Here is an 18,578-nt window from a genome sequence, read left to right as displayed (position 1 = left end):
TTTCTTTCAGTCCAGGCGCATGGTCTTGTGCTGCGCGTAATGCTGGTGCCAGGAGAAGGCTTCGCCCAGCAGGTGCGGCGTATGGCCGCCGGCCCGGCAGGCGCGCTCGAAGTAGTCGCGCAATTGCGCACGGTAATCCGGATGGCAGCAATGCTCGATCACCTGCACCGCGCGCTCGCGCGGCGCCAGTCCGCGCAGGTCGGCCAGGCCCCATTCGGTGACCAGCACATCGACATCGTGCTCGCTGTGGTCCACATGCGTGACCATCGGCACCACGCTGGAAACCGCCCCGCCCTTGGCCACCGACTTGGAGACGAAGATCGAGATCTGTCCGTTGCGGGCGAAGTCGCCCGAGCCGCCGATGCCGTTCATCATGTGCGTGCCGCCGACGTGGGTGGAGTTGACGTTGCCGTAGATGTCGAACTCCAGCGCGGTGTTCAGGCCAATGATGCCCAGCCGCCGCACCAGCTCCGGATGGTTGCTGATTTCCTGGGGACGCAGCACCAGCTTGTCGCGGTAGCGGTCGAGGTGCTTGATGAAGTGCTCATACTTGGCCGGCGACAGCGTGATCGACGAGGCCGAGGCGAACGCCAGCTGGCCCGAGTCGAGCAGCTCGATGGCGCTGTCCTGCAGCACTTCCGAATACATGGTCAGGTCGCGGAACGGCGAGTCCACCAGCCCGTGCAGCACCGCGTTGGCGATGGTGCCGATGCCGGCCTGCAGCGGCGCCAGCGTATGCGGCAGGCGCTTGGCCTCTACTTCGCCTTCGAGAAAGCCGATCACATGGCGCGCGATGGCGTTGGTTTCCTCATCCGGCGGCAGCACCGAGGAGGGGCTGTCCGGCGTTTCGGTCAGCACGATGGCGACCACCTTGGCCGGATCGAACGGGATGGTGGCGCAGCCGATGCGTTGTTGCGGGCTGGTCAGCGGGATCGGGCCGCGCGCCGGACGATCGCCAGGCAGGTAGATGTCATGCAAGCCTTCCAGCGCCAGCGGCACGCTGGTGTTGAGTTCGATCACGATCTGCCTGGCCTGTTCGACGAAGCTGGCCGAATTGCCCACCGACATGGTCGGCACGATGCCGTGCTCGGTGATGGCCGCCGCTTCGATCACGGCGATGTCGATGCTGGACGGCGTGCCGCCGCGCAGCTGTTCGGCGGTCTCGGAAAGATGCTGGTCGATGAACATGACCTCGCCGGCATTGATCTTGCCGCGCAGCGTGGCATCCACCTGGAACGGCAGGCGCCGCGCCAGCAGGCCGGCTTCGGCCATCAGGCCGTCGCTGCCATTGCCCAGCGAGGCGCCGGTGATGACGGTGAAGCGCAATGGCTCGCGCCTGGCGCGCTCGGCCAGTGCGCGCGGCATGGCCTTGGCGTCGCCGGCGCGGGTGAAGCCGCTCATGCCGATGGTCATCCCATTGTGGAAGAATGCAGCGGCCTCGTCGGCCGACATGAGTTTGCCGGCCAATTCAGGCTGGCGAATGCGCTGGCTATCCATGGTGTGCTCCTGCTCGGTTTCTTTTGGAAAAGAGAAGTGCATCCGCGCCAGTGAGCGTTGCATGGCCTGCGGAACGGACTTCTTTCATTCTTGTTTTGATCGAGTATAGAAGTCGGCCTGCATGCGCTGTATGATTTAAATTCTGCGATTCCAGTCGGAATCTGCATACTTTGATCCGCCTCAAATTCGCCTTCGAAAGCCGGCCAACATGGATATCCGCGCCCTGCGCTATTTCACCGAAACGGTGCGCCTGAACAGTTTCAGCCGCGCCGCCGACGCGCTGCATGTGACCCAGTCCACCGTCAGCAAGATGGTGCGCCAGCTGGAAGACGAGGTGGACGCCCCGCTGCTGATCCGCGACGGCCGCCGCCTGGCGCTGACCGATACCGGCCGCGTGGTCTACGAGCAGGGCCAGCAGATCCTGGCCTCGATGCAGCGCCTTAACGCCGAGGTGCGCGACACCAAGGCGCAGCGCCTGGGCCACCTGGACATCGGCATCCCGCCCATGATCAACATCCTGTGCACGCCGGTGCTCAAGGCCTTCCGCGAGCGCCATCCGGAGATCGCGCTCAACCTCAAGGAAGACACCGGCCCGCAGATCGAACAGCGCGTGGCCAGCGGCGAGCTGGAGATCGGCATGACGGTGCTGCCCGTCGATCCCGAACTGGAGCTGGAAGTGATGCCGGTGGCGCGCTACCCGATCTGGGCCGTGGCCCAGGCCGGCAGCTTCCAGAAGAACCGGGCCACCTTGCGCTGCGCCCAGCTGGACGGCATGCCGCTGGTGATGCTCAACAACGAATTCGGCCTCACGCGCAGCCTGCGCGGCACCTTTGGCGATATCGGCATCGCCCCGCAGATCGCCGCGCAAAGCGGCCAGTGGGATTGGCTGGTGGCGATGGCGTTGGCCGGCATGGGCGCCGCCCTGCTGCCTGAACCGTTCATCCACCGCATCGCCACCGACCAGTTGCAGGCGGTGCGCCTGGTCGAGCCCGAGGTGCAATGGCAGGTCGCCTACGTGACGCGCGGCGGCTACCTGTCGCACGCGGCGCGGGCGTGGATGGAGATCAGCGCAGAATTGTTTGCCGGGGGCAAGCTGAAGACCTGAGGCGGCCTGAGATGGCTTGAGGCTTGAGTATTCGCCATTGGAATGCAACGCCGGAACTTAAGTCATACAAAGAATATTTCGGTCTTTCTATACTGCCTCCTGCCGATGCCTGCAGCGCCTGCCGGCCGTGGCGGCGGAACCGGAATGACGCCGCCGCGGGAATAAAGCGCGCGGGCCTCGGCCTCCCCTCCCCCAATTCAGACCGACCCGCCCGCCCCCTTAGCATGCCGCCGCCGCTATCCATCCCCGGTTTTTCTTTCTTGCGTGGTCTCGTCCGAACCCCCTGGCGCCGCGCCCGCGCGCGGCTGGAGCGCTGGCAAGCGGATTTCCCGTTGCGCAATGCCAGCCTGTCCGAGGGCCTGCGCGCGGCCTGCGGCGCCAGCGCCATGCTGCTGCTGGGCGAATGGCTGGGCAATCCGCTGTTCTCGTGGGCGGCGATCGGCGCTTTCCTTACCTGCCTGGCCGACAGCGCCGGTTCCAACCGCGCGCGGCTGGCGTCGATGGGCGGCTTCGCCCTGGCCTCCACCCTGGGCGGCATGTTCGCGGCCACGGTCGCCGGCTGGAGCGTCGAGGCGGGTTTGCTGGCCATCATGGCCTGCGCCGGCGTGGCCGGCTTCTCGCGCATCTACGGCGCCGCCGCCGGCCTGGTGCTGATGCTGGCGGCCGGGGTCTCGGCCATCATGGCCGACGCGCCGGTGGTGCTGTGGCCGCTGGCGCAAAGCCATGTGCTGATTTATTTCAGCGGCTGCCTGTGGGCCGTGCTGCTGGGGCTGACGGTCTGGCGCATCCACCCTTTCGCGCCGGCGCGCAAGGCGGTGGCGCGGGTCTATGGCGCGCTGGCGGAACTGGCGGCGATCGCCGCCGCAAGCCGCAATGACCAGGATCCCGCGCAATTGGCGCATGCCGCCGAACTGGCCGCGCATACGCGCCGCCATGCGCGCGTCGACATCGCCAATGCGCGCCGCGCGCTCGACGCGGTGGCCGGCGAGCGCACCGAATCGCGCCGCCTGTACGAAAACCTGCTGGTCCGGCTGGCGCGCGCCGGCGAGCTGCTCGATTGCATCACCGTGTTGGCCGACCTGCGCCTGACGCACTACCAGGCACCCGCAGCCGGCCGCCGCACCGCGCGCGTGCTGGAAGGCATGGCGCAACTGCTGCAAGGTATGCAGGCGGCGATGGCCAATGGCGACAGCATCGCGGTCGCCGATGACGCGCGCATCATGCTGCGGTTGCGGCAACTGGTGGCGCGCCTGCCCAGCGGCGCCGGGCGCGTGCTGCAATTGATGGAGGCCCCGCTGGCCGCGGGCGTCGGTGATATCGATCCGGCCGGGCTGAAGCAGGCCGCGCGGGGCGCCGGGGCAGACAGGGGCGGCGTGTTGCGCGCGCTGTCGCATCGTGTGCGCGCCCTGTGGCGCAAGGCGGCGCTGCACGCCAATGCCGGTTCGGCCGAGATGCATCACGCCTGGCGCTGCGCGGCGGCCGCCGGCGCCACCTACCTGATCGTGCATCTGCTGGAGCTGCCGTTCGGCTATTGGGCCACCATGGCCACCATGCTGGTGATGCAGCCGAGCATTGCCGACAGCTGGGCGCGCAGCATGGAGCGCGCCATCGGCAGCATCGTCGGCGGCGCGCTGGCCCTGGCCTTGTGCCTGGTGGTGCATTCGCCGCTGGCGCTGGCGGTGCTGGTGTTTCCGTTGACGGTGCTGACCATGGCCCTGCGCCCGGTCAGCTATGGCTTGTATGCGACTTTCCTGACGCCGGTGTTCGTGCTGGTGGCCGATGTGGCGGTCGATCCCGCGCAGCAGTTGGCCAACGCCGCGCTGCGCGTCGGCAACAACGTGATCGGCGCGGCGGTGGCGGTGCTGGCCAGTTACCTGTTCTGGCCGCGCCGCCAGCCGGTCGACCTGCGGGCGCAATTGCTGCGCATGGTGCAGCTCAACCTCGCGTATCTGGCCGACGCCATGTGCGCCGGACACGATGGCGCCGAGGTCGCCCGCATGCATGCGCGGCGGCGCGATGCCTGCGTGGCCAACGTCGAGGCCGGCCTGCTGTTGCAGCGCTTGATGCGCGAGCGCAGCCTGGCCGAGGGCGAGAGCGGCGCCGGCCGCACCGCCGTGGCGTTGTCGCGCCGCCTGGCGGCGGACGCCAGCCATGTCTGGACGCATCCGCAGCCGGGCGCGGCCGACCTGGTTCCCTGGTTGCAGGAGATGGGCGCGGCATTGGCGGCGCGGGATGGCGCGGCCTTGCATGCATTGTCGCGCCGGCGCCCCGCGCCGATCCAGTTGGCCCAGGCCGATGCGGTGGAAACCTTGTGCCTGCTGGCGGCGGCGCTCTGCCCTGCCCCGGCGCGGCATTGAGCGTTGCCTGGCAAAAAAGCGGAAACAAAATCCCCCTTCCCGGTTCGAACGCGGACACGGCGTTTGCATCCACGGCAATGCCGCGGCCACCACATGGAAGGGATACGATGAACCTGGATTTTCTCTACAACATGAACGAAGGCCCGCTGCGCTCGGGCCTGATCGTGCTGGGCGCGGCCATGGTGGCGGCGGTCGTGGCGCTCATCGCCCATCGCATCGGCATTGGGCTGATCCGCCGCATCGCCCGCGGCCATCTGTTCATCATGACCGCCACTGAAGTGGCCTACAACGCCAGTCGCCTGTGCCTGATCCTGTTCCTGCTGCGCCTGGTGTTGACCGGCGCGCCGGACAATACGCCCGGCCTGACCTCCATCTCCTACCTGGCCTCGATCGCGTTGATCCTGGCGCTGACCTGGTTCCTGACCCGTTGCGTGAAATCGGTCAGCGTCGCCGTCATCAAGCTCAATCCCTACGATGTCGCCGACAATCTCAGGGCGCGCCGCATCCTGACCCAGACCCGGGTGCTCTCGCGCAGCGCGTATTTCATCATTGCGCTGCTGGGTTTGTCGTTCGTGCTCCTGACGTTGCCGGGCGCGCGCCAGTTCGGCGCCAGCCTGCTGGCCTCGGCGGGCGTGGCGGGCATCGTCGCCGGCATCGCCGCCAAGCCGGTGCTGGGCAATTTCTTCGCCGGGCTGCAGATCGCCTTTTCCCAGCCGATCCGTATCGACGACGTGCTCATCGTCAAGGGCGAGTGGGGACGCGTCGAGGAGATCACCGGCACCTTCGTGGTGGTCCGGATCTGGGACGAGCGGCGCCTGATCGTGCCGCTGCAATGGTTCATCGAAAACCCTTTCGAGAACTGGACCCATCGCTCCTCCACTATCCTCGGCACGGTGTTCCTGTGGATGGACTTCAGCGTGCCCACGCAGCAAGTGCGGGCCGAATTCGAACGCGTGTGCCAGACCTTGCCGTTGTGGGACAAGCGCGTATGCGTGATGCACGTGACCGACGCCGGCGAGCGCAACATGCAGATCCGCCTGCTGGTCTCCGCCGCCGACTCCGGCAGCGCCTTCGAGCTGCGTTGCCAGGTGCGCGAACACATGATCGCCTTCATTGCGAAGAACTATCCGCACGCGCTGCCGCGCCTGCGCGCCGAAGTGCAGGCGCGTAATGACTCCGATGCGGACCCCGATGCGCCGGGCGCGATCATCGATGGCTCGCCGAGGGAAGGCGGCGCCTGAAGCGCGCTGGAAGAAGAGAAAACGGGAAGGCAAAAAGGTAGGCGGGCCACACTACTTGCGACCGAGGGGAGAGACTGTCGCTTTCATGGGGCCCGCCTGGGGAGAGCTTGGCACGCCGGGATCGCCGGCGTCCGGGGCAACGGGCGCGGATAGCGCCGCGTTGCCGGTTACTACGGTTGACGATGCGCAGCCTTGCCGCGCATCAGATCCGATTACAGCGGACGATATTGTTCGCTGCCGACGGCGTTGCCCTGCGAACGGGCCTGTTGCAGTTCTTCCTGCACTTGCTGGCGGGTCAGGGTCGAATGAAAGGGCTTGTCCACGGGATACTGGTCGGTGACCACCATCTCGCCGTTGGCGCGGGCTTCCTTCAGTTCGGCGACCACGTCGGCGCGGGTCTTGGTCGACACGAAAGGCTTGTCGATCGGGTATTGGTCGGTGACCAGGATTTCGCCGTTGGCGCGGGCTTGTTGCAGCTCGGCGACCACTTCGGCGCGCGACTTGGTCGACACGATCGGGGATTCCGGAGGATATGGAGCCTCGGCCATGGCGGCGCCGACGGCGCTGCTCAACAAAAGGCCTGCAATGATGTTCCTGGCAATGTTCTTGGTGTTCATGATCGTTTCCTTGTGAGAGAGAGGATGTGCGATTCAGCCCGGCCCGACGTTTGTGGATCAGTCGCTTTTCGCTTTCATCGTGAAACCAAGTGTAAGGATCGAAAGGGCCAAGAAAAAGGCTCAAAACCGGAATATATAATTCCCAAAACAAGAACAATCAGTTTTTTCGTACGAAAATATTGAATCCGAGGCAATCCCTGCATGTTGGGATGACATGTGAAATTTCAATGATAAATTACCTCGAATCGCCTGGAAACCCACGCCAGTAGCGGTTGTTCAATAGCGATTACTTGGTCCTTCGCGTCGCCGCGGCCAAGCCTTGAGATGGCGCAAGGCGCCGTCTATCGTCCCGATACAAAATGCCAATGAACTTGTTCAGTGTATTTGAGCAAGTCCTTCAGGCATTCGTTGTATACGTTAAGATATAGCGAAAACATCATCGACACCTTCGCGGCGCCGCACGCGCTCCTTTGCCACGCCCTCTTCCCTACGCCATCGCCATGAAAACCGCCCTCGCCCTCCGCCACGTCGCCTTCGAAGACCTGGGCCAGCTCGCGCCGCTGTTGAAGAAGAATGGCTACCAGGTCAGCTACTTCGATGTCGGCGTCGACTCCTTCGCCGATATCTCGCCGCTGGATGCCGACCTCGTCGTCGTGCTGGGCGGCCCCATCGCGGTCTACGACACCGCCGAATATCCCTACCTGCGCGCCGAGATCGCCTGGCTGCGCGCACGCCTGCTGGAAGACCTGCCGACGCTGGGCATCTGCCTGGGGGCGCAACTGATGGCCGCGGCGCTGCATGCGCGCGTCTATCCCGGCACCTGCGGCAAGGAGATCGGCTGGGGCCCGCTGCAACCCGGCGCGCATGCGGACGCGCTGCCGTGGTTCGGCCAACTGGTGGGCAAGGACACGCGCGTGCTGCATTGGCACGGCGACACTTTCGACCTGCCGGCCGGCGCGCGCCATCTGGCCTCGTCCGAGATGTATCCGAACCAGGCTTTCGCCTGGGGCGAGAATTGCCTGGCGCTGCAATTCCATCCGGAATTCGAGGTACGCATGGCCGAGCGCTGGCTGATCGGCCACGCGCACGAAATTGCCCATACCCGCAATATCAGCCTGGCCAGCCTGCGTTCGGATGCGGAACAATACGGCCGCTCTTTCCAGGCCGCTTCGCAGCACTTCTGGCAAGGCTGGCTGCGCAGCCTGGAAGGAGGAAAGGAAGAGATGCGGCGCACGGCATGAAGCCGCGCGCCGCCGTGAAGCGATTCAGGCCGAAGGCGTCAGCCGCAACGGCGATGGAGAGATGTCGCGTTCGCGCCGGGCGGCGCCTGCCGTCAATGGATGGCCCAGGCTGAACTTGCGTCCGGCCTCCGCCAGTTTTTGCGCCTGCGCGCGCAGCATGTCGGAGGTGGCGGTGGCCTGCTCCACCAGCGCCGCATTCTGCTGCGTGGCGTCGTCGATCTCGGTGACGGCGCGGCTGATCTGCTCGATGCCCGAACTCTGTTCGCGGCTGGCGATCGAGATCTCGCCCATGATGTCGGTCACGCGCCGGATGCTGTCGACCACATCGCCCATGGTGGTGCCGGCCTGGTTGACCAGTTTGCTGCCGGTATCGACCTTGCCCACCGAATCGTCGATGAGCTGCTTGATCTCCTTGGCCGCCGCCGCCGAGCGCTGCGCCAGCGAACGCACTTCCGAGGCCACCACCGCGAAGCCCCTGCCCTGCTCGCCTGCGCGCGCCGCTTCCACTGCGGCGTTCAGGGCCAGGATGTTGGTCTGGAAAGCGATGCCGTCGATCACGCTGATGATGTCGACGATCTTGTTGGACGAGCGGTTGATCTCGTTCATCGTTTCCACCACCTGCGACACCACGCCGCTGCCCTTGCGGGCGACATCCGACGCATCCATCGCGAGCTGGTTGGCCTGCTGCGCATTCTCGGCGTTTTGCTTGACGGTCGAGGTCAGCTGCTCGATCGAGGCCGCGGTCTCTTCCAGTGAGCCGGCCTGCTGCTCGGTGCGCGAAGAAAGGTCGAAATTGCCGGAAGCGATCTCGCCCGCCGCGGTGGTGATGGATTCGGTGCCGACCTGCACTTCGCTGACGATGGTGCGCAGCGATTCGTTCATCTCGTTCAACGCGCGCATCAACTCGGCGATCTCATCCTTGCCGTGCTGCTCGATGGTGGCCGAGAGGTCGCCCGCGGCCACCATCCTGGCCACGTCCAGCGCCCGTTTCAAGGGCGTGGTGATGCTGCGCGAAATGATCACCACCGCCACCGCGCCGATGGCCACCAGCAAGATGCCCAGCACGATCATCAGCTGCATGCTGCGCGCGCTGCTCTGGTCGATGCTGGTGGCCAGCCGGTCGATGGCGTTGCGCTGCATCGCCAGCAGGTTGTTGACCTGGGCGCCATAGGCCTTGGCCGCCGGGTCGAACACTTCCTTGTAGGCTTTTTCCGAAGCGGCGGCGTCGCCCGTCTTGCGGGTTTCCATCACCAGTTCCTTGGCGCCCTGGTATTTCTTGCGGGCCTCGATGATGACGGCCATCAGCGCCTTTTCCTCATCCGAAGACAACAGCGGCTCGATCTTCTTGATGATGGCGCTACCGCTCTTAACGCTGGCCTCGATATCTTCCTTGAAGGTATTGGAAAGTTCGGCATCGGTGCTGCGGGCGATCATCGAGGTGCGCACCACCGCGGAATACGTGAGCACGAACCAGTCGGCCACCAGTCGCTCCTTGGCCAGCGGGATTTCCATCATCTGTCGCGTGGCATCGGCGTTGCGCTTGGCGTTGTACAGCCCCATTACGGTGGAAAGAATCGCCAGCAGCAATACGATGGCGAATCCGATCGTCAGGCGGTTGGAGATCCGCATATTGGCCAGGATGTTCATGGTGCCTCGGATATAAATGGGCTTGGGGCCCGGGTCTCAGGATTATTAGAACTCATTTCATAAATAGGCGTGAGTGCGAGCTTATCCCGTTTGGGATGAAGTGCAAGGCGCGAAGTTGGGTCAAGACTGGACGTCTTGCCCCAACTTCGTAACGCAGCAATTCGCCCAAACGGGCCGCTCCCTTCGGGTTCTGCTCAGAAAGGGCGCTGGCCGTGTTGCGCTCCTTGCGTGTGGCACCCCACACGACGCGTCGCGCGCCTTGCCAGCGCCCTTTCTGAGCAGAACGCATCTCACGCCTATTTATGAAATGAGTTCTTGTTATTGGCCGTCGGCCTCGCAGCCCGTTCGCGGGGCGATACAGGCGTGCAAGGCGGGGCATGCCGACCCAGATTAGCGGCTTTCGCGGGTGCGGCAAACGGGGAAAAGAAGGCGGAAAGGGTGCCAGCGGCCAGAAAGCAACACAGTTGCTTCCAGGCATACGGATTGTTGCCATGCGTCAGGGGAACGCCGCGTTCCGAGTGATTTGACGCACGGTGCTATATCAAGCTTTCGCCGCGAGTCCGGCGCGCGCCGCCATCACCTGCGCCAGCGCGCGCGTGCCGGCGGCGAAGTCGTCCAGCGCCATCGCTTCGTCCGGATTATGGCTGCCGTTGCCGTTGCGGATGAACAGCATCGCGGTCGGGATGCCCTGGTTGGCGAACAGCGCGGCATCGTGCCCGGCCCCGCTGGGCAGGCGGCGATGCGCCAGTTGCAGGCGTTCGGCGGCGGCTTGCAGTTCGTCTTGCAGGGCCGCGTCCATGTGCGCCGGCTGGCTGCCGGTACGCTCGCCCAGCGCGAAGCGCACGCCATGCTGCTGCTCGGCGGCGGCCACCGCATCCAGCAGGTGGCGTTCCATGCGCTGCAGGCTGTCCACGCTGCGCGAACGCACATCGACGCCGAAGCTGACCTGCCCGGAGACCTTGCTGATGTCGGCTTGCTGCGCATCGGTATAGACCTGGCCGAAGGTCAGCGTCAGCTCATGTCCTTGCGCTTCCATTTGCGCCCAATCCTGCTGCAGGCGGGCGATCACTTCCGCCAGCGCCGCCACGGCGTCATGGCGATGGCTGCGCGGCGTGGCGCCGGAGTGCGCATAGTCGCCCAGCACTTGCGCGTGCCGGTAGCGCAGGCTGCCGCAGATGCCGGTGACGATGCCCACCTGTTCGCCCGCTTCCACCAGCACCGGCCCTTGTTCGATATGCAGCTCGAGGAAGCCGGCGATGCGTTCCGCCTTCAGGTGCGCCTGGCCATCGGCGATGCCTGCGGGATGCCCGCCGCATTCGGCCAGGTGCTGGCGCAGGCTGCGCCGCGTATCCAGGCGCAGGATCTCCAGCGCGTCGGCGCCCAGCAGGCCGAAAGCCGACTTGCTGCCGATGTAGGAGACCGGGAACCAGGCGCTCTCTTCCGCGCGCACGCCCATGACGGTGACGTCGCATTGCGGTTGCATGCCGGCCGCGATCCAGCCGGCCAGCACCGAGAGCCCCGCCACCACGCCGGCGGCGCCATCGTAATTGCCGCCGCGCGGGACCGAGTCGAGGTGCGAGCCGGTCATCAGCGCGGGGGCGGCGCGGTCGCGGCCCGGCAGCGTCAGGTACAGGTTGAGCGCGGCATCGGTGCTTACCTCCAGGCCGAGGCGGCGCGCGGTCGAGGCCATCAGTTCGTGCGCGCGCTGTTCGCCGGCGCCATAGGTGTCGCGCGTGATGCCGTGGGCGGCGCCATGCAGGGCCTCGTTGTCGCTGCGCAGTTGCGCGAAAAGCTGCTGCGCCAGTGGCATGTCGGGCTCGGCCGTCGCGGCCAGGGTCTTGATATCCATGTCTGCTTCCAATGTGATTGCGCTAGAGCCGGCGGCCAGGGATGAGGCGCCGTGGGGCATTCCGCTGTCCATTTATCCGTAGTGGCAAGCAATAGTCATGCCGCGCCCGGCGGCGGCGGGCCCTGCATCGGGCGCGCCAATGAAGAAGCCGGAGCGGGTCCGGCCGGGTTCGGCTTTTTCTTGAACGTATTCAGGCTCGGCCTGGCTGCCACAAGCGCCGGGCCAGCCAACCGGCCAGCAGCACCTGCAGCAACATGAAGCCCGCCACCGCATTCCACCCCGCATGCTCCCAGAACCAGCCGCCCACCGAACCGAGGATGCTGCCGCCCAGGTAGTAGGCCAGCAGATACAGCGAGGCGGCGTGGCCCTTGCCGCTGGCGGCCATGCGGCCGACCCAGCTGCTGGCGGCCGAGTGCGTGGTGAAGAAACCGATGGTGAGCAGCACGATGCCCAGGATCACCAGCGCCAGCACCGGCGTGCAGGTCAGGAACAGCCCCACGCAAGAAATCGCGATGCCGGCCGCCACCAGCGGCGCGCGGCCGAAGCGGTCGGCCAGGGCGCCGGCCCATGAAGAGGAAACGATGCCGAAGATATAGGCGCTGAAGATCAGCCCGGTGGCCGTGGCCGACAGCGAGAAGGGCGCGCCCATCAGCCGGAAGCCCGCGTAGTTGTACGAGGTGGCGAAGATGCCCATGGCCAGCGCGCCGATGCCGAATACCAGCGGCAGGCGGCCGTGCGTGAGATGCTGCTTCCACAGGGCCAAGTGGTCGCCCAGTCGCAGCGCGCCGTTGCGCACGAAGTTGCGCGATCCCGGCAGCAGCAGCATGAAGGCGGCCGCCAGCGCGAGGTCGAACACGCCGATGGCCAGCATCGCGTTGCGCCAGCCGAACGATTCGGCCATCAGGCTCATCGCCACCCGGCCCATCATGCCGCCGAAGGCGTTGCCGCCCACATACAGGCCCATCGAAAAGCCCAGGCCGCTGGGGTCGATTTCTTCCGCCAGGTAGGCCATCGCCACCGCCGGCACTCCGCCCAGGGCGAAGCCTTCCAGCGCGCGCGCCGCCAGCAGCATATGCCAGGTGGGCGCGACTGCCGCCAGCAGGTTGCAGCAGGCGGCCAGGGCCATCGATGCCAGCATCAGTTCCTTGCGGCCGTAGCGTTCCGAGACGATCCCGGCCAGCGCGATCGATAGCGCCAGCAGCGCGGTCGACAGCGACAAGGCCAGCGAGGCGCCGGCCGCGCCGACGTGGAACTCCCCGGCGAACTCGGGCAGCAGCGGCTGCACGCAATACAGCAGCGAAAACGTGGCGAAGCCGGAACAGAACAGCGCCAGCGTGATCCGGCGGTAGGCGGCCGAACCGCGCATGGCGCCTTGCGCGGGTTTGGACGGCGGGGTGGTCGGGGCCGGGGACTGCGCCGCGTCGGCGGAGTCGGAGAGGGATTGCATGATGGGCTTCCTTGCCGGCGGCCTGCGGGGAGGGCGCCGATTGATTCGGATGGCGCCAGTCTGGAAGAAATCAGCTATATTGTCCAATATATATCACTGGCTATCTCCATCTATAAAACAGATATCATGGAACTGCGTCACCTGCGTTATTTCCTCGCTGTCGCCGAACACCTGAGCTTCACGCGCGCCGCCGAAAAGGTCGGCATCGGCCAGCCGCCGCTGTCGATGCAGATCAAGTCGCTGGAAGAGCAGGTGGGGGCGCCGCTGTTTCGCCGCACCTCGCATGGGGTGGAGTTGTCCGAAGTCGGGCGGGTTTTCCTGCCGCATGCGCAGCAGGCGGTGGAGGCCGCGGGCCAGGCGCTGCGCGCGGCCCGGCAGGCCGCCAGCGGCGAGGTCGGCTTGCTGCGCATGGGCTTCACCTCGTCGGCGGTGTTTCATCCGCTGGTCTCGCATTCGATCCAGCAATTCCGCGAGCGCCATCCCAAGCTGGAGATTTCGCTCAGCGAAGGCATTACCGAGCAACTGCTGGCCGACATCGCCGGCTCGCAGCTGGATGCGGCGTTCGTGCGCATCGTCGGCACCCCGTCCGACGCAGTGGGAGTGGTCGAGCTGCCGGCTGAGAAGTTGAAGGTGGCGTTGCCGCGCGCGCATCCGCTGGGGCGCCGCAAGTCCTTGCGGCTGCAGGACCTGGCGCAGGAGAAATTCATCATGGTCCCGCGCGGCAAGGGGTCGGCGCTGTACGACGGAATCTTCAGCGCCTGCCAGGCGGCCGGTTTCGATCCGCAGGTGATCCAGCTGGCGCCGCAGCTCACCTCGGCGATCAACCTGGTGGCTGCCGGGCTGGGCATCTCCATCGTGCCCGAGGCGATCGAGCAGGTGCAGCTCGACCAGGTGCGCTACATCGAGATCCGCGAACCGGCGCCGCGCGCGCAGTTATCGCTGGCGTATCACCGGCAATCGATCGCCGCCGCGCGCTTCGCCGCGCACCTGCAGCGTTCGTTGCGGCGCACTGGCGGCACGGAGCGGCAGGAGTGATGGGGCAGGGCGGCCGTGTCGTGCCGTAGCCGATCGCGCCGCGCGCGTCACTGGGGCTTGAAGCGGTCGAGCACCGAATTGGCTTGTTCCAGGAAGGCGGCCGGATATTGCTCCACCAGTTTTTCCAGCGAAGGGATCATGCGTTCCAGTGCGATGGTCAGCGCGATGTCGCTGATTTCCTCGCCCCACAGCACCTTCTGCACGAAAGCGGCCGGCCCGATCTCGGCAATCAGGCGCATGCTCATCTGGCGTTCGATGGTGTCGGTGCGCGGTCCGAAGATTTCCTCGAAGATGCGCACGATGGCGTGTTCCAGCAGGCGGCGGAAGGCCTCGACATCGTCGACCAAGCGGCGCGGATCGTCCGGCGGCGGCATCTCGCCCCGCTCATAGAGCTGGCGGGCTTCTTCGGCCATGCGGCCCAGTTCCTGGACATGCAGCGTCAGTGCGCCGATCTCATCGATCAGTGTGCGCACCCGCATCTGTTGCGGCATGTCGGACTCGGCGGAATCCTGTGGCGTTGGATTCATGTTGTTCTGTTTGCGCAGGGCGCCGGCCGGAGATGGCCCGCACGACCCGCCTGAATCAAAATCAATTGTGCCGATGAAACCGTTCCCATGCGGTTTCTTCGCCACCCCTGCGAGCGCTGCCGGCCTTGCGGCCGTCTTCGGTTTCCCGGCCGGAATGGGCAGCCACTCGTCCCTTATCTTGGCAATAATTTCTTTACGGAAATTAATGGAAGTATAGTGCGGTGCAAAAAAAATCGCGCAACAATTTTGACCGGTTCGACGCAGAAGCGACAACGATCAGCGTAATTATTGTCTGGATATTAAAAAAAGGGGCCGGAATTACGTTTCTTAGCATGCTGCTGGCCCGCCAGTTCCTCGATCTGGAACATGTCGGAAAACTCGCAGCATTCCTGCGCCAGCATCAGGATGGATGAAATGAAGCTGCTCTTGCGTTCGCTGCGGTAAAGCGCCACGTAGGGCACGTCGGGCAGCCTGGGCGAGGTCTCGATGATTTCCAGGGTGCCGCTCTCGATCAGCGGGCGCAAGGGCTGGTAGGGCAGGTAGCTCACTCCCATGCCCGATACCGTCAGGCCGATCAGCGCCACCACGCTGCTGCAGCTCAAGGAGTGGCCGGGGAAGATCGACTGCGACTTGATCCAGCGGTCGTAGATGATGCCGGTGCCCGATTTGTTGCCCTGGGTGAGGATCGTGTGCGAGGCCAGCTCATGCATGCGCAGCGGTCGCTTGCGGTCGCCGATCAGCCCCGGGCGCGCCAGCCATACGCTCTTGACGCTGGCCAGCGGCAGCGCCGACAGGCCGGGATCGGTGAAGGCGTCGGGCACGATGATGGCGTCCATCTCGTCGTTTTGCAGCTTGTCGCGCAAGTGCACGCTCAAGTCCACGTCGGGTTCGATCACCACGCGCGGATAGTGCTGGTGGATGCGCCTGACCAGGCGCGGCAGCCAGGTCATCGCGGTCAGCTCGGTCACGCCGATGCGCAGGCGGCGCTCGATCACCTCGGGCTTGCTGAACTGTTCGACGGCGATATCGCGCTGCTCCAGCAGGCGCCGGGCGATCAGCAGCATTTCCTCGCCTTTTTCGGTCAGGCGCGCCTGGCGCTGTTCGCGGTCGAACAAAGGGGTATCGAAACTGGTTTCCAGCTCCTTGATGCGTTTGGACACCGCCGATTGCGTGGTGTTGAGCTTGCGCGCGGCCGGCGCGAAACCGCCCAGGGTGGCGATCCAGTAGAGGGCTTCGAGTTGCTTGAACGAGAACATGGGTATTTCCTGGCTGGCCGCCGTGGCGCCACGGCGGATGGCGCATTGTAGTGCAAGCGGCGGTGGCCCCGGTTCACGGGGTTGGCGACGGTGCACCGCATCTGGCTGCGTCATATCGCCGCAGCCAGGCCCCGTGGCGGCATTGAGGCCGGTGCGATCGGGGCATGGCTTATATAATGAGAATGCTTATCGATTCATTATTTTCCTGAAGCCATGCGATTGACCGAACTAGCCAGGGGCGCCTCCGCCATCGTTGATCATGTCGCAGACAGCCACGCCGCCGATGCGGTAGCCGGGCGCCTGCGCGACCTGGGATTCGTCGATGGCGAACCGGTGCGCGTGGTGGCCCTCGCGCCTTGGGGCGCCGACCCTATCCTGGTGCAGATCGGTTCCACCCGCTTTGCCTTGCGCCGCGCCGAGGCCGACCGGGTCCGGATACGCGCAGAGGGCGCGCAATGAGCGCCGGCGCACTCAACATCGCCTTGGTGGGCAATCCCAATTGCGGCAAGACGGCACTGTTCAACCAGTTGACCGGCGCGCGCCAGAAGGTGGCCAACTATGCCGGCGTCACCGTCGAGCGCAAATCCGGCAGCTTCACCGCGCCTTCGGGCCGCGCCATCCGCGTGGTCGACCTGCCCGGCGCCTACAGCTTGCGCTCGGTCAGCCCCGATGAGCGCGTGACCCAGGCCGTGCTGCAGGGGCGCTATCCGGGCGAAGCGGCGCCCGACCTGATCGTGTGCGTGGCCGACGCCACCAACCTGCGCCTGCACCTGCGTTTCGTGCTGGAAGTGCGGCGCCTCGGACGGCCCATGGTGCTGGCGTTGAACATGATGGATGCCGCGGTGCGCCGCGGCATCACCATCGACATCGAAGGCCTGGCGCGCCGGCTCGGCATGCCGGTGATCGAGACCGTCGCCGTCAAGCGCGGCGGCGCCCAGGCGCTGGTGGCGGCGATCGACCAGTCGGCGCTGCCGGCGGTGGCCGGCGATATCGCGGCCGGGGACTTGCACGCCGAAGTGCGCGCCATCCTGGCTGACACGGTTTCCATGCCCACGCCCACCGACCGCCGCGACGATGCGCTCGACCGCGTGGCATTGCACCCGGTGCTGGGTGTGGTGCTGCTGGCGGTAGTGATGTTCCTGGTGTTCCAGGCGGTCTATGCGATCGGCAAGCCGCTCACCGATGCCATCGCCGACGGCTTCGGCGCGCTCGCCGGGGTGGTGTCCGAATGGCTGCCCGACGGCCCGTTGCGCGGCCTGGTGACCGACGGCTTGCTGTCGGGGCTGGGCACGGTGCTGGGTTTCCTGCCGCAGATCCTGGTGCTGTTCTTCTTCATCCTGGTGCTGGAAGAGTCCGGCTACCTGCCGCGCGCGGCCTTCCTGCTCGACCGCCTGATGGTCTCGGTCGGCCTCTCCGGGCGTTCCTTCATCCCGCTGCTCTCCAGCTTCGCCTGCGCCATTCCGGGCATCATGGGCACGCGCAGCATCACCGACCCGCGCGACCGCCTGGCCACCATCCTGGTGGCGCCGCTGATGACCTGTTCGGCGCGCCTGCCGGTGTATGCGCTGCTGATCGGCGCCTTCATCCCGCATCGCCTGGTGCTGGGTGTCTTCAACCTGCAGGGGCTGGCGCTGTTTTGCCTTTACTTTGCCGGCATCGCCGCCGCCATGCTGGTGGCCTGGATCGCCAAGCGCTTGCGTCGCAGCCAGCAGGAGCGTGCGCTGCTGATGGAATTGCCGGCCTATCGCCTGCCCAAATGGCGCGATATCGGCATCGGCCTGTGGGAACGCGGCAGCATTTTCTTGAAGCGCCTGACCGGCGTGATGCTGGCGCTGACCGTGCTGATGTGGGCCATCTGCACCTTTCCCTCGCCGCCGGCAGGCGCTACCGAAGCCGCCATCGACTACTCGCTGGCAGGCTACATCGGCCACACGCTGCAATACGTCTTCGCGCCGCTGGGTTTCAACTGGCAGATCAGCCTGTCGCTGATCCCGGCCTTTGCCGCGCGCGAGACCGCCGTCGCGACGCTGGCGACCGTCTACGCGGTGGGCGGCGATGAAGGCATGGCGCTGCAGCAGGCATTGGCCAGCCACATTTCGCTGGCCAGCGCGTTGTCGCTGATGGTGTGGTTCGCCTTTGCGCCGCAATGCATGTCGACGCTGGCCATCATCCGCCGCGAGACGCAATCGTGGCGCATGGTGGCGCTGTCGTTCAGTTATATGTTCGTGCTGGCCTATGCCGCTTCGTTTGTCACTTACCAGGTCGCGAGGTGGCTGGCATGAGCGCGCTGTGGTGGCAATACGCGGTCATCGCCGTACTGGTCGCGGCCAGCCTGGTCTATATGCTGCGCAAGCTGGCGCCCTCGGCCGCCTGGCGTTGGCAGGCGCGCCTGGCGGCATGGCTGCTGCGGCGCGGCGCCGTTCCCTGGCAAGCGCTTGGCCGCCGCCTGTTGCCGCCGCGCGCCTCCGGCGGTTGCGCTGGCGGCGCCTGCGATGGCTGTGGCGACACGGGCGACGTGGGCGACGTGGGCGATGCCCAGCCGCCGCTGGAACAGAAAGTCACCTTCCATCGCCGCCGCTGAAGCGGCGCATCGTTTTTTCACCTGCTGGCTATTGCCGGCCCTGCCGTTCTTCCTTCCGTTTTCCTCCATCTTCCTTGGTGCATGAGACGCCTCTCCCGGTGGCCGGGAGAGCGTCTGCGCCCAAAAAGCCGTTTCATGCCGGGCATGCAATACATTCTTAAAAGCGATCATTTCTGAT

15 protein-coding genes are annotated in these 18,578 nt (G+C 65.8%); 8 read left to right on the top strand and 7 right to left on the bottom strand.

The window, feature by feature from the left end; genetic code table 11:
* Positions 1–6: 6 nt before the first annotated feature.
* Positions 7–1,497 carry a succinyl-CoA:acetate CoA-transferase ScpC gene (scpC, locus tag AC07N6_RS15045; RefSeq protein ID WP_494782353.1) on the bottom strand — a complete coding sequence of 497 codons (1,491 nt, stop codon included), beginning with the start codon at positions 1,495–1,497 and terminating at the stop codon, positions 7–9.
* 208 nt (positions 1,498–1,705) lie between these two features.
* Here scpC and AC07N6_RS15040 point away from each other — a divergent pair, with 208 nt between their 5' ends.
* The 3 genes from AC07N6_RS15040 (at position 1,706) to AC07N6_RS15030 (ending at position 6,200) form a co-directional block, all read left to right on the top strand.
* Positions 1,706–2,602: a LysR substrate-binding domain-containing protein gene (locus AC07N6_RS15040; RefSeq protein WP_494782354.1), complete on the top strand. Its 897-nt coding sequence runs from the start codon at positions 1,706–1,708 to the stop codon at positions 2,600–2,602.
* A 260-nt stretch (positions 2,603–2,862) separates the two neighbouring features.
* Positions 2,863–4,959: an FUSC family protein gene (locus AC07N6_RS15035; RefSeq protein ID WP_494782355.1), complete on the top strand. Its 2,097-nt coding sequence runs from the start codon at positions 2,863–2,865 to the stop codon at positions 4,957–4,959.
* A gap of 107 nt (positions 4,960–5,066) precedes the next feature.
* A complete protein-coding gene (locus AC07N6_RS15030) occupies positions 5,067–6,200 on the top strand; it encodes a mechanosensitive ion channel family protein (RefSeq protein ID WP_494782356.1) in 1,134 nt (377 codons plus the stop codon).
* 212 nt (positions 6,201–6,412) lie between these two features.
* On the opposite strand, the gene AC07N6_RS15025 is transcribed toward AC07N6_RS15030, so the two are convergent.
* Complete coding sequence (locus AC07N6_RS15025) at positions 6,413–6,817, bottom strand: DUF4148 domain-containing protein (RefSeq protein ID WP_494782357.1); 405 nt, start codon at positions 6,815–6,817, stop codon at positions 6,413–6,415.
* Between the two features lie 500 nt (positions 6,818–7,317).
* Here AC07N6_RS15025 and AC07N6_RS15020 point away from each other — a divergent pair, with 500 nt between their 5' ends.
* A complete protein-coding gene (locus AC07N6_RS15020) occupies positions 7,318–8,058 on the top strand; it encodes a glutamine amidotransferase (protein WP_494782358.1) in 741 nt (246 codons plus the stop codon).
* Between the two features lie 24 nt (positions 8,059–8,082).
* On the opposite strand, the gene AC07N6_RS15015 is transcribed toward AC07N6_RS15020, so the two are convergent.
* The 3 genes from AC07N6_RS15015 to AC07N6_RS15005 form a co-directional block, all read right to left on the bottom strand.
* Positions 8,083–9,705 (bottom strand): methyl-accepting chemotaxis protein, encoded by a 1,623-nt coding sequence (locus AC07N6_RS15015; RefSeq protein WP_494782359.1) that lies wholly within the window; start codon positions 9,703–9,705, stop codon positions 8,083–8,085.
* A gap of 541 nt (positions 9,706–10,246) precedes the next feature.
* Positions 10,247–11,554, bottom strand: a complete 1,308-nt coding sequence (locus AC07N6_RS15010; RefSeq protein WP_494782360.1) for a Zn-dependent hydrolase — start codon at positions 11,552–11,554, stop codon at positions 10,247–10,249.
* Positions 11,555–11,744: 190 nt separating this feature from the next.
* Complete coding sequence (locus AC07N6_RS15005) at positions 11,745–13,001, bottom strand: MFS transporter (RefSeq protein WP_494782361.1); 1,257 nt, start codon at positions 12,999–13,001, stop codon at positions 11,745–11,747.
* A 126-nt stretch (positions 13,002–13,127) separates the two neighbouring features.
* Between AC07N6_RS15005 and AC07N6_RS15000 the strand changes: the two genes are divergently transcribed.
* Positions 13,128–14,036, top strand: coding sequence for a LysR family transcriptional regulator (locus AC07N6_RS15000; protein ID WP_494782362.1), 909 nt, complete (start codon positions 13,128–13,130; stop codon positions 14,034–14,036).
* Positions 14,037–14,083: 47 nt separating this feature from the next.
* Here the strand turns inward: AC07N6_RS15000 and AC07N6_RS14995 are convergent, their stop codons facing one another.
* Together AC07N6_RS14995 and AC07N6_RS14990 are read right to left on the bottom strand one after the other, a co-directional pair.
* Complete coding sequence (locus AC07N6_RS14995; protein WP_494782363.1) at positions 14,084–14,563, bottom strand: hypothetical protein; 480 nt, start codon at positions 14,561–14,563, stop codon at positions 14,084–14,086.
* A gap of 299 nt (positions 14,564–14,862) precedes the next feature.
* Positions 14,863–15,819, bottom strand: coding sequence for a LysR family transcriptional regulator (locus AC07N6_RS14990; RefSeq protein ID WP_494782364.1), 957 nt, complete (start codon positions 15,817–15,819; stop codon positions 14,863–14,865).
* Positions 15,820–16,032: 213 nt separating this feature from the next.
* On the opposite strand from AC07N6_RS14990, the gene AC07N6_RS14985 reads away from it, so the two are divergent.
* The 3 genes from AC07N6_RS14985 to AC07N6_RS14975 are packed head-to-tail and all read left to right on the top strand — an operon-like array spanning position 16,033 to position 18,400.
* Positions 16,033–16,278 carry a FeoA family protein gene (locus tag AC07N6_RS14985; protein WP_494782365.1) on the top strand — a complete coding sequence of 82 codons (246 nt, stop codon included), beginning with the start codon at positions 16,033–16,035 and terminating at the stop codon, positions 16,276–16,278.
* Positions 16,275–18,101 (top strand): ferrous iron transporter B, encoded by a 1,827-nt coding sequence (gene feoB, locus AC07N6_RS14980; RefSeq protein WP_494782366.1) that lies wholly within the window; start codon positions 16,275–16,277, stop codon positions 18,099–18,101. The genes AC07N6_RS14985 and feoB overlap by 4 nt, the downstream gene beginning before the upstream one ends.
* Complete coding sequence (locus AC07N6_RS14975; protein ID WP_494782367.1) at positions 18,098–18,400, top strand: DUF6587 family protein; 303 nt, start codon at positions 18,098–18,100, stop codon at positions 18,398–18,400. The genes feoB and AC07N6_RS14975 overlap by 4 nt, the downstream gene beginning before the upstream one ends.
* Positions 18,401–18,578: the final 178 nt, after the last annotated feature.

The sequence above is a fragment of the Herbaspirillum sp. GW821-FHT09A12 genome (assembly GCF_059418325.1).
The sequence above is the reverse complement of the archived record's forward strand: the minus strand, read 5'-3'. Positions and strand labels throughout refer to the sequence as shown.